Origin of the sequence: Janthinobacterium aestuarii, from assembly GCF_046113285.1 — a bacterium.
Lineage (GTDB): Bacteria > Pseudomonadota > Gammaproteobacteria > Burkholderiales > Burkholderiaceae_D > Janthinobacterium.
In genome coordinates this window covers 1331248-1342551 of the sequence record NZ_CP142524.1, presented here as the reverse complement: position 1 = coordinate 1342551, position 11304 = coordinate 1331248, and the positions used below count along the sequence as shown (strand labels likewise).

Annotated in this window: 8 protein-coding genes; 5 read left to right on the top strand and 3 right to left on the bottom strand. The window is 63.3% G+C overall.

Features of this window, described 5'->3' with window-relative positions:
- Positions 1 to 84 precede the first annotated feature (84 nt).
- Positions 85 to 3408: a S41 family peptidase gene (locus OX462_RS06030; protein WP_409027999.1), complete on the bottom strand. Its 3324-nt coding sequence runs from the start codon at positions 3406 to 3408 to the stop codon at positions 85 to 87.
- 203 nt (positions 3409 to 3611) lie between these two features.
- On the opposite strand from OX462_RS06030, the gene OX462_RS06025 reads away from it, so the two are divergent.
- From OX462_RS06025 to OX462_RS06015, 3 genes are all read left to right on the top strand, one after another.
- Complete coding sequence (locus OX462_RS06025) at positions 3612 to 4661, top strand: quinone-dependent dihydroorotate dehydrogenase (protein WP_409027998.1); 1050 nt, start codon at positions 3612 to 3614, stop codon at positions 4659 to 4661.
- Positions 4661 to 5707, top strand: coding sequence for an aldo/keto reductase (locus OX462_RS06020; protein WP_121671176.1), 1047 nt, complete (start codon positions 4661 to 4663; stop codon positions 5705 to 5707). The genes OX462_RS06025 and OX462_RS06020 overlap by 1 nt, the downstream gene beginning before the upstream one ends.
- A gap of 294 nt (positions 5708 to 6001) precedes the next feature.
- Complete coding sequence (locus tag OX462_RS06015) at positions 6002 to 8425, top strand: TonB-dependent receptor plug domain-containing protein (protein ID WP_409027997.1); 2424 nt, start codon at positions 6002 to 6004, stop codon at positions 8423 to 8425.
- A gap of 84 nt (positions 8426 to 8509) precedes the next feature.
- Here OX462_RS06015 and OX462_RS06010 read toward each other — a convergent pair whose 3' ends face one another.
- Positions 8510 to 9067, bottom strand: coding sequence for a PEP-CTERM sorting domain-containing protein (locus tag OX462_RS06010; RefSeq protein ID WP_227742023.1), 558 nt, complete (start codon positions 9065 to 9067; stop codon positions 8510 to 8512).
- Positions 9068 to 9405: 338 nt separating this feature from the next.
- Between OX462_RS06010 and OX462_RS06005 the strand changes: the two genes are divergently transcribed.
- Both OX462_RS06005 and OX462_RS06000 read left to right on the top strand, forming a co-directional pair.
- The gene (locus tag OX462_RS06005; RefSeq protein ID WP_070224516.1) at positions 9406 to 10017 is read left to right on the top strand and encodes an immunity protein Imm33 domain-containing protein; all 612 of its coding nucleotides are present in this window, start codon (positions 9406 to 9408) and stop codon (positions 10015 to 10017) included.
- Positions 10014 to 10367 (top strand): MmcQ/YjbR family DNA-binding protein, encoded by a 354-nt coding sequence (locus tag OX462_RS06000; protein WP_409027996.1) that lies wholly within the window; start codon positions 10014 to 10016, stop codon positions 10365 to 10367. Before OX462_RS06005 ends, OX462_RS06000 begins: the two co-directional genes overlap by 4 nt.
- Here the strand turns inward: OX462_RS06000 and OX462_RS05995 are convergent.
- Complete coding sequence (locus tag OX462_RS05995; protein WP_070224514.1) at positions 10364 to 11296, bottom strand: CysB family HTH-type transcriptional regulator; 933 nt, start codon at positions 11294 to 11296, stop codon at positions 10364 to 10366. The genes OX462_RS06000 and OX462_RS05995 overlap by 4 nt on opposite strands.
- Positions 11297 to 11304: the final 8 nt, after the last annotated feature.

Genomic DNA, 11304 nt, shown 5'->3' with positions numbered 1-11304 from the left:
AAAGCCAACAATGGTGTCGGATTACGCTGCGCTAATCCGACCTACCGGCGAACAATCGCGAGGGTCTGACCCCTGCACTTCAGCTTACTTGCTCTTGTCCGGAAACGCCGGACGCGCAGGCCGCACGGGCGGCTTTTTCGCCAGTTCGGCCTGGATCACCTCGATCGCCTTTTCCAGCTGCGGATCGCGGCCGGCGATGACGTCGGCCGGCGTTTGCTCGACTTCGATATCGGGCGGCACGCCTTCGTTTTCCACGCCCCAGCCATTTTCGCGCGTCCAGAACGCCAGGTTCGGCGCCGTGATCGTGCCGCCATCCATCAGCACGGGGAAGCCGAGGATGCCCACCAGGCCGCCCCACGTTGCCTTGCCGATCAGCGGACCCATGTTATTTTTGCGGAACATCCACGGCAGCAGATCGCCGCCCGAGCCGGCCGTCTCGTCGATCAGCATGGCGCGCGGTCCCTGGATCGAGGCGGACGGCGTCTTCATGTCGGCGCCGTAGCGCATGGTCCACCAGGCGATTTCCTTCTTCTGCAGGATCTCGATGTAGTAATCGGCCACGCTGCCGCCACCGTTAAAGCGCTCGTCGACGATGATGGCCTGCTTGTCCGCCTGCGGGAAGAAATAGCGCTTGAAGTAGGTGTGGCCCAGCCCCGCCGTATTGGGCACGTACACGTACGCCACCTTGCCGTTGGTGGCCGCATTGACCTTGCGCATATTGCCCTCGATCCAGTCGCGGTTGCGCAAGGCATCCTCGGCCGGCACGGGCACCACGGTGATCGTGCGCGCGCCCTTGCCGTCGGCTGACGGCCCCACGGTCAGGTCGATGGCCTTGCCTGCCGTGTTCTCGAAGGCGCTGTACAGGTTGGTCGGCGGCAACAAAAGGCGGCTGTCGACGGCCAGCAGGTATTCGCCCGCCTTGACGTTCAGGCCCGGCTCCGTCAGCGGCGCGCGCAGGGCCGGATTCCAGTTCAAGCCGCCATACACCTTCTTGAAGCGGTAATGGCCGTCGCTCACTTCATAGTCGGCGCCCAGCAAGCCCCCCGGCACCTTCTTCGCCTCGATAAAGTCGTCGCCGCCGCCACCACGGTGGTGGCCCACGGCCAGTTCGCTGCACATCCACTGGATCAGGCGGTTCAGGTCCGCGCGGCTCGACAGCTCGGGCAGGAACACGGCGTACTTGTCGCGCATGGCCTTCCAGTCCACGCCATGCATGCCCGGGTCATAGAAGTAATCGCGGTTGATGCGCCACACTTCATTGAAAATCTGCGTCCACTCGGCGCGCGGATCGGCTTTCACTTCGATGGCTTCGACCTTGATCTTGCCTTCGCCCGGCGCCAGCAGCTTGCCCGTGGCGGAGCCCATGGCCCAGTTGTCCTTGTGGCGGTACAGCAGCTTCTTGCCGTCGGCCGACACTTCGAAGTCGTCCGCTTCCGCCACCACGGTTTCCGCCTTGCGCTCCTTCAAATCGAAGCGCTGCACGGCCTTCTTGCCGTCGCTTTCGCGCAACAGGAAGATCTGCCCCGCGGCGCCGGCCGTCAGGCTGGAGAACTGCGCGGCCGGCAGCGGCAGGTCGACGATGCGCGTGGCGATGCCGTCGAAATCGATGCTGATCGGCGCCACGGGCGCCACCGCCACTTTCGGGTCGTCGCGGCCCGTCTTCGGATCGGTCTTCGCTTCGCTCTTCGCGTCGTTTTTCGACTCGGCTTCGGCCTTCGCCGACTCCTTCCGGCTCTCCGCGCCGGCGGCCTTTTCCTCGTCGCTTTCCTTGATCAGCGGCGACGGCAAGTCGCGCCGCAGCACGGCCATCCACACGGTGCGCGTCACCAGGTTGTCTTCGTTCTGCTGCGAGAACCAGTTGTTGCTGGGGCCTGCGTTGGTCGACGCGAAGAAGTACAGGTATTTGCCGCTCTTGTCGAACACGGGCTGGGCCACGTCGGACAGGCCATCGGTCACGGGCATGGACTTGTTCTGCTCAACGGAATAGATGTAGGCGCTGCGCGTGTAGGTGGGCGAATTGAGCGTGTAGGCCAGCCAGCGCGAATCGGGCGCCCACGCGGCGCGCATGCTCTTGTCCACGCCATACATCGGCTCCGTGGCGATTTTTTGCACCTTGCCGTTGCCGACGTCGATCACGTACATGCTCCAGCCATTGTCGGCAAACGCGATCTTTTTGCTGTCGGGCGACCAGACGGCGTTGTCATAGAAGCCGCTGCCATTGAGCTTGAACTTGCGCACGGCGCCCTTGCCATCCTGCGCCCGCACATGCAGCTCGTATTCGCCCGACTCGTCCGAGAAATATGCGACCGAGCGGCCATCGGGCGACCAGATCGGCGTGCGCTCGTGGGCGCCGGCCGTCTGCGTCAGGTTGCGCACGTCGCCCTTGTCGGCGGGGATGGTGACGATCTCGCCGCGGTATTCAAACGCGATGCGCGCCCCAGACGGCGAAATCGACGCGTCGCGGATGTATTTCGCGTTCTTGACCCAGCGGGGGCGCGCCTGCCCCAGGTCGCTGGCCACGCCGATGGTCAGCTTGTGCGCCTGGCCGCTGGCGATGTCGAACGCATGCAGATAGCCGGCCTGCTCGTAGACGATGGTGCCGTTCGCGGCCGACGCGTTGAGCACGGGGAAATCCGCGTGCCGCGTCAGCTGGCGCACGGCTTTCGTCTTGACGTCATACGCAAACAGGTTGAATTCGCCGTTGCGGTCCGAGCGGAAGTACACGCTGTCGCCCAGCCACATCGGGTCGACGTCGTTCGAGCGCGTGGTCGGCTGGGGGATTTTTTCAATCGACTTGTCGCTGGACGAAAACAGCCACAGCCAGGAATTGGTGCCGCCCCGGTAACGCTTCCACTGTTTGAAGGCCGGCGCCAGCGGGTTGTAGGCGATGCGCTTGCCATCGGGCGAATACGTGGCGCGCGAGGCATTCGGAATTTCCAGCTGCGTTTCCACGCCGCCCGCCACGGGTACCGTAAACAGCTTCTGGAAGCGGTTGTTGAAGGCGGCGCGGGGCGAGGTGAACATCACGGCCTGGCCATCGGGCGTGAATGCTTGCGCCAGATCAACACCGGGGTGGAAAGTCAGGCGCCGCGGCACGCCGCCCGCCGCCGCGATCACGTACACGTCGACATTGCCGTCGATGTTCGCGCTGTACGCGATCAGGCTGCCGTCGGGCGAAAACACGGGATTCGATTTGTCGCCCAGGTCGGACGTCAGGCGCCGCGCGCCGCCGCCGTCGAGGTTGGACAGCCACAAATCGCCCGCATAGATGAAGGCGATGTGGCGGCTGGAGACGGCCGGTTCGCTCAGCATGCGGGTGTCTTGCGTATTGGGCAGGGCCAGGGCCGGGTGGCTTAGCAGCAGTGCGCTGGCGGCCGCGATGGCGGTCAGGATGCGTGTCTTTTTCAATCGATGTCTCGCTTATGAAGTAAAGGGAACAGGGAAGAAACAGGAAAGTCCAGGGCCCGATGCAGATTATCAAGGGATCAATATTGCATCAGACCAACAAGAACTATACACCCGGCAGCCGCGCGGAACACGGTAAAATACGGCACTTATTTCGCGCGCCGCCAGCCCTTCCCGGCGGCCCGCACACCTACTCAAAGCGCCCCATGTCTGAAAAATTCCTGTACTCCCTCGCCCGCCCGCTGCTGTTTTCGATGGATGCCGAAGCGGCCCACCATTTCACCCTGCCCGCCCTGAAACGCGCCAGCGCGCTGGGCCTGACGAAGCTGGCCGGCAAACCGGCGGCAGACCCACGCACGGTGATGGGCATCACTTTCCCCAATCCCGTGGGCCTGGCCGCCGGCCTGGACAAGGATGGCGCCTACATCGACGCGCTGGCCGACCTGGGTTTCGGCTCGATCGAAGTGGGCACCGTCACGCCGCGCGCGCAGGCGGGCAATCCGAAACCGCGCATGTTCCGCCTGCCGCAGGCGCAGGGCATCATCAACCGCATGGGTTTCAATAATGGCGGCGTGGACGCGTTTGTCGCCAACGTGCAGGCGTCGAAGTTTTACCAGGAGCGCGCCGGCGTGCTGGGCCTGAACATCGGCAAGAACGCCGACACGCCCATCGAGCGGGCAGCCGACGACTATCTGCTGTGCCTGGAAAAAGTCTACCCGTATGCCAGCTATGTGACGGTGAACATCTCGTCGCCGAACACCAAGAATTTGCGCCAGCTGCAGGGTGCGTCCGAACTCGACGCCCTGCTGTCGCAATTGAAGGAAGCGCAGGCGCGCCTGGCCGACAAGCACAAGCGCTACGTGCCGCTGGCCCTGAAAATCGCCCCGGACATGGATGGCGAGCAGGTGAAAAGCATCGCCGAGTCGCTCACGCGCCACCAGATCGACGGCGTCATCGCCACCAATACGACCCTGTCGCGCAGTGCCGTCGAAGGCATGCAGCACGGCGCGGAAGCGGGCGGCCTGTCGGGTGCGCCCGTATTTGAACTGTCGAACAATGTGATCCGTTTGCTGAAGGCGGAACTGGGCGACGCCCTGCCCATCATCGGCGTGGGCGGCATCATGCAGGGCAAGGATGCTTTGGCCAAGTTCGAATCGGGCGCGCAGCTGGTGCAGCTGTACAGCGGCCTGATCTACGCCGGTCCCGCCCTGATCAAGGATTGCGCGCGCGCGCTGCGCGGCAAACAGGCGAAATGATCGCCAAGGTCAAGCTGGGCGCCAGCAGCCTGGAAGTGAGCACAATCTGCCTGGGCACGATGACCTTCGGCGAGCAGAACAGCGAAGCCGAAGCCCACAGCCAGCTCGATTACGCGCTCGAACGGGGCATCAACTTCGTCGACACGGCGGAGATGTATCCGGTGATGGCCAGTGCGCAAACGCAGGGCAGCACGGAACGCTACATCGGCAGCTGGCTGAAGAAAAGCGGCAGGCGCAGTCAGATCGTCCTGGCCAGCAAGGTGGCCGGGCCGAACTCGCGCATGCACTGGATACGCAAGGGCAAGACGGATCACGACGCGGTCAACATCCGCGCTGCCGTCGAAGACAGCCTGCGCCGGCTGCAGACGGAGCATATTGACCTGTATCAATTGCACTGGCCCAGCCGCAACCTGCCCATCTTCGGCGCCAGCGTGTACAACCCGCGCAAGGAACACGCGTCGGTCGCCATCGAAGAGACACTGGCCGTGCTGGGCAAGCTGGTCGAGGAAGGCAAGATCGGCCACATCGGCGTGTCGAATGAATCGTCGTGGGGCGTGTGCGAATACATCAAGCAGGCCGAGCTGAAAGGCTTGCCGCGCATCGTTTCGATCCAGAACCTGTACAACCTGACGGCGCGCCATTTCGAGACGAGCCTGCTCGACGAAACCTGCCACCGCGAGAACGTCAGCTTGCTGGCCTACAGCCCGCTGGCGTTCGGCCAGCTGACAGCGAAGTACCTCGACAATCCACAAGCCAGGGGCCGCCTGACGCGCTTCCCGGCCGGCTGGAGTCCCCGCTACGTGCGCCCCGCCACCATCGAGGCGGCCCGGCAATATGCGGCGCTGGCCCGCGCGCACGGCCTGACGCCGGCGCAGCTGGCACTCGCGTGGTGCTACTCGCGCTGGTTCGTCGCGTCGACCATCATCGGCGCCACCAGCGTGGCGCAGTTGCAGCAAAATATCGATGCGCATCACCTCACCTTGTCGCCGGAACTGGTGGCGGCCGTCGACGCCATCCACGCCAGTCTGCCCAATCCGGGACAGTAAGGCCCGCCGTCTGGCGGCGCATGCCGTCGCCAGGCTCCCCACGCTCATCGCAGATAGTCGCATTTATACAACACTGAGCAATTTACTGCTGTGCAGCATTGCGGCCTTGCCGTGCCCGGTCGTATGCTGGAAACGAGGCCATATGCGCTACGCGCACCATGTTGACGTCTTTCAGATATTTATTGCATATCGATAGACAGAACGATTCGTAAGCACGCCGCGTGCCCACTGTTAATCTGATTGCATCACCGGACCGCCATGGTCCGCGCAACCACAACCGAAGAGATATCGTCGATGAGTTCAAGCACCGCCCGCTCCCAGCGTCCCGCCCTCCCCGTAAAAACCGTGATCGCCGCCAGCCTGGTCGCCTGCTTCAGCCTGCCGATGCAGGCGCAAGCGCAGCAAGAGCTGCCGGCCGAAGGCGAATTGCAATCGGTGGTCGTCACCGGCACCTTCGCCAAGAACCGCCGCACCATCGATTCCGAATCGCCGATCGATATCCTCACTTCGCGTGACCTGCAAAGCACGGGTTCGGGCGAACTGGCCACCGTGCTGGCGCGCCTGCTGCCATCGCTGAACTTTGCCCGCGCCACGGGCGCCGACGCCAGCGACGCCGTGCGTCCGGCGCAGTTGCGCGGCCTGTCGCCCGACCAGACCCTGGTACTGGTGAACGGGAAGCGCCGCTATACCTCGGCCGTGGTCAACGTCAATGGTTCGCTGGGCCGCGGCTCGGCGCCGGTCGACCTGAACGCCATTCCCCTGGCCGCCATTGACCACGTGGAAGTGCTGCGCGATGGCGCAGCGGCCCAGTACGGTTCCGACGCGATTGCCGGCGTGATCAACATCATCCTGAAAAAAGGCGCGGCCGGCGGCGATATCGAAGTGGGCTATGGCCAGACGCAGGAACGCGACGGCAAGCAAAAATCCATCAAGGGTTCGGCCGGCTTCGCCCTGGGCGAGGACGGCTGGGTGCGCGTCTCGGCCGAAGTCGCGGAACGCGACCCGACCAACCGCGCCGGCGCCGACTTCCGCAATCCGCTGGAACCGCGCTACGGCAAGGTCAACCAGCGCTATGGCGACCCGGAAAGCAAGCCGGCAACGATTTTCCTCAACAGCGAATACCACATCAGCGACAACCTCGACTGGTATGCCTTCGGCAACTACGGCAAGCGCGACACGTCGGCCGCCGCCACCTGGCGCACGGCGCTGATCACGGACCCGAATAATTCGAAGCAGTTCGTCCAGCGCACGCCGCTCTTCCCGGAAGGCTTTTTGCCATTGCAAAACAGCACCCTGACGGACCAGTCCCTGGTGACGGGCTTGCGCGGCGAAGCGGCCGGCTGGCGCTGGGATGCCAGCCTCAATTACGGCAGCAACAAGTTCGAGCTGGACCTGGACAATACGGTCAACCAGTCGCTGGGCGCCAACAGCCCCACGCATTTCTATGCGGGCTCGCTGAAAAACGAACAAACGGTGTTCAACCTCGATGCGGCGCGCGAATTTCCCGTGTCTTACTTTACGGGCCCGCTGACGGTCGCCGTGGGCGCCGAAGCGCGCCATGAAAAGTACAGCATCGGCGCCGGCGATGAAGCATCGTACACGGGCGGCGGTTCGCAAGGCTTTGCCGGCTTCCGTCCTGTCAACGCGGGCAGCCACTCGCGCCACAACGAGTCGGTCTATGTGAACCTGGAAGCGGAAGCGACGAAGAAACTGTCGGGCGGCGTGGCCCTGCGCCATGAGCGCTACAGCGATTTCGGCAGCACCACCTCGGCCAAGGGTTCGGCCCGTTATGCGTTCACGGACGCCCTGTCCCTGCGCGGCACCGTGTCGAGCGGCTTCCGCGCGCCGTCGCTGGCGCAGCAGTACTACACCATCACCACCACCAATTTCCAGGTCGTCAACGGCGTCAACACGCCGATCGAGACGGGCACCTTCGCCGTCAACACGCCGCAGGCGCGCGCTCTGGGCGCACAGGATCTGAAACCGGAAAAGGCACGCAACTACAGCCTGGGCCTGCAGTTCCAGCCGACCCGCAACTTCACCACGACGGTGGACGCCTACCGCATCGACATCGACAACCGCATCCTGTTCTCGGCCAATCTGGTCCTCAACAATGCATTGAAAAACGTCCTGGCCGCACAAGGCACGCCTGTGGGCTCGGGACGCTATTTCACCAACGCCGTCGATACGCGCACGGAAGGCGTGGACATCGTCAGCACCTACCGCATCGACCTGCAGGACAAGGACCGCCTCGACCTCACCTTGGCGTACAACCACAACAAGAGCACGGTACAGAAAATCGCCGGCAATCCGGACATCCTGACGGCCAACAACCTGAAACTGATCGACCGCCAGAGCATCGACCGCATCACGGTGGCATCGCCGAAGGACAAGTTCAGCCTGGCGGCCGACTACGGCTTCGGCATCTGGAATGCGCACGGCGTCGTGACCCGCTACGGCAGCTTCACCGTGCCGCAAAACGACGTCAAGCTCGACCAGACGTATGACCCGCAATGGGTGCTGGACGTGTCCGGTTCCGTGAAACTGGGCAAGAACTGGCGCCTGGTGGCCGGCATCGACAACGTCACCAACCGCTATCCGGCGCAAGTGACGAGCGCGGGCAACCTGAACGTCAACGGTACCCAGCCTTACAGCATCTTCGCGCCGAACGGTTTCAACGGCCGCTATTACTACGCCAAGGCTGGCTATAGCTGGTAAATACCGCTCCGCCATGCAAAAAGCCCGCGCATCTTCCGATGCGCGGGCTTTTTTTCATGTCTTGCGCCCGCAGGCGCTGCAGGCTCAGGCGCGGCGGCGGCGCGCGGCAAAACCGACCAGGCCCAGGCCCAGCATCAACATGCCGTAGGTCGCTGGCTCAGGCACGGCCGAGACGGAACTGTAGGCGCGGAAATTGCTCAGGCCGCGCGGCAGATTGCTGATGGTGATAAGCGTATTGGCGGCCAGCGGCGCGTCCCAGTGGAACAGCAGTTCGCCACGGCCATAGTGCACGGCCAGGTAGTCGAAGCTGGACTTGACGGTGAACGAACCGGACTTACCGCTTTCCAGGTCGCCCTGGGCGGCAAAGACCAGGGAACCGGTGCCGCTGGATGGCAGACCAAACTTGCTGCTGACCAAGCTCTGGATGGCGGCCGCGCTTTGCGGGCCAGACGGGTTGGCACCGTCAAACACCCAGACCGAGTCCGCTGCCACGCTGCCGTAGGTGACGGTCTTGCCGCCCACCAGGAAGCCGCTCATGGCGGGATCGGTGATTTCCACCCAGTTCGCAGCCTGGGCCAATGGCGCCAGGCAAGCCGAGACAGCAAGGCAGAGACCCAGCACAGCATGTTTAGTCGTGTTCATAATTTCCCCTATTGATAAATTTCAAAAAACACAATGTTGATTATATTTTTGTTATATTTTTTTGCGATTGAGCAAAAGATATCATTCAGGAAATCAAAATGCAATAAAAGAAACAAATTTTACCATTGGTATTTTCAATCGGTCTCATCAGTTTCTTGCCGAGTCCGGCTATGAAGGGGCTTGCCGCCCTCCTTGCCATGACCGGGCGCTGGTCGGGGAAGCAGGATTGTTGTAGATCAGCACATGCCAAGCGGCAATGGCAAGCCTGCAGGTATGCGTGGTCATCCTGACACGCAATCGGCTACCATGGGGTTTACTCTTCTTGATGACGGATAACCATGCCCAGCTGGCACCTGGCCGACGCCGCCGAACTGGCGGCGCGCCATCCCTACACATTCTATAAATCGCCGCCCGAAGCCATCGCCCAGGTGCGCCCCGGCGAGGTGGTCAAGCTGATCTTCGCTTTCCACAGCGACGATCCGCAGGCGCCGGGCGCCGAGCGCATGTGGGTGCTGGTCGACACGGTCGAGCCGCATGGGCACTTTACGGGCAAGCTCGACAACATGCCCGGCTACATCGCCGATTTGCGCGCCAAAGACCCCATCGCCTTCGCGGCGCGCCACATCATCAATACCCAGCACGACGATGACGATAACCTCGTCAACCGCTACGCGGGCCTGTGCTTCGTCACGAAACGCGTGCTGGAAGACGGCGCGCCCGTCGGCTACCTGTACCGCGAAGCGCCGGACAACGACGACGACAGCGGCTGGCGCTTCACGGCCAACGACGAGAGCGACGACTACATCAACGACAGCGCCAACGTGGCCCTCGTGTCGCTGGGCGCCGTGCTCAGCGTGGACGACCGTTTTATTGCGCTGCTGGACGCCCCTGCCGGCGCGGCGTACGCCTTCGACCGCAACACGCAACAATTCATGGCGGTGGACGAATGACAACAGATGAACTGAAGGAATTTTGCGCGGCCCTGCCCGGCGCGCAAGCCGTGCTGTACGGTGCGCCGTCGAACATCCTCGTGTATGAGGTAAGCGGCAAGAAGTTTGCCTATTTCAAGACCAGCGCACCGGAACAGTGGCGCTTCAGCCTGCGCGTCAGCGCGGAACGATTCATCGAACTGACGGACATGCCGGGCGTGAAACCGGCCCGCTACATGGGCCGCTTTCACTGGGTGACCATCGTCGACGTGGCGCGCTTCCCCACCGATTACCTGGCGGAACTGGTGCAGGATAGCTACGCGCGCGCCGTGGCCAGCCTGACGCGCGCGCAAAAGGCGGCCATCGCCTAGAGGGCTTCCTCGCCCGCCATGGCGCGGTCGATGTCTTCGCGCGTCAGGTCCGGCGCCAGCTGCAGGATGAACTCGTAGGCGTAGGCGCGCAGGTAGGCACCACGGCGCACGGCCAGGCGCGTCGTGTTGGTGGCGAACAGATGCGACGCTTCCACCGCCCGCAACCCTTTGTCGCGGCCATGGTCGAAGGCCATCGAGGCGACGATGCCCACACCCAGGCCCAGCGCCACGTATTGCTTGATGACGTCGGAATCCATGGCCGTGAGGATGATGTCGGTCGTCACGCCCGCCTTGGCGAACGCATCGTCGATGTGGCCGCGTCCCGTGAACCCCTTGTCGTAGGTAATCAACGGATATTTCGCCAGGTCTTCCAGGCGGATCGGCGAATGTTCGAGCAGCGGGTGGCCGTCCGGCACGACGATCAGATGGCTCCAGCGGTAGCACGGGAACGACACGAGGTCGGGGAACTGGCTCAAGCCCTCCGTAGCGATGCCGATATCGGTCTTGCCCGACAGCACCCATTCCGCGATATGCTCGGGCGCGCTTTGCTGCAATGCGATGCGCACGTCGGGGAAGGCGGCGCGAAAGCCCTGCACCACTTTCGGCAACGCATAGCGCGCCTGCGTGTGCGTGGCCGCCACCGACAGGGTGCCGCTGGTCTGGCCGCTGTATTCGAGGCTGGCCTGCTGCAGGTTTTCCGCCTCGATCAGGAGGCGGTCGACGATCTTCAAAATGCCCTTGCCCGGCTCCGTCAAGCCCGTCAAGCGCTTGCCGTTGCGCTCGAAAATCACCACGCCCAGCTCATCTTCCAGTTCGCGGATCTGCCGGCTCACGCCCGGCTGCGACGTGAACAGGGCATTGGCCACTTCCGTCAGGTTATAGCCGCGGCGGGCCGCTTCGCGGATCGAACGCAGTTGTTGAAAGTTCATATATTTTC

What these genes read in the sequence shown, in the direction of transcription:
- OX462_RS06025 (WP_409027998.1), top strand. Translation starts at nt 3,612, where the DNA reads ATGTCTGAAAAATTCCTGTACTCCCTCGCCCGCCCGCTGCTGTTTTCG.
- OX462_RS06015 (WP_409027997.1), top strand. Translation starts at nt 6,002, where the DNA reads ATGAGTTCAAGCACCGCCCGCTCCCAGCGTCCCGCCCTCCCCGTAAAA.
- OX462_RS06010 (WP_227742023.1), bottom strand. Translation starts at nt 9,067, where the DNA reads ATGAACACGACTAAACATGCTGTGCTGGGTCTCTGCCTTGCTGTCTCG.
- OX462_RS06005 (WP_070224516.1), top strand. Translation starts at nt 9,406, where the DNA reads ATGCCCAGCTGGCACCTGGCCGACGCCGCCGAACTGGCGGCGCGCCAT.
- OX462_RS06000 (WP_409027996.1), top strand. Translation starts at nt 10,014, where the DNA reads ATGACAACAGATGAACTGAAGGAATTTTGCGCGGCCCTGCCCGGCGCG.
- OX462_RS05995 (WP_070224514.1), bottom strand. Translation starts at nt 11,296, where the DNA reads ATGAACTTTCAACAACTGCGTTCGATCCGCGAAGCGGCCCGCCGCGGC.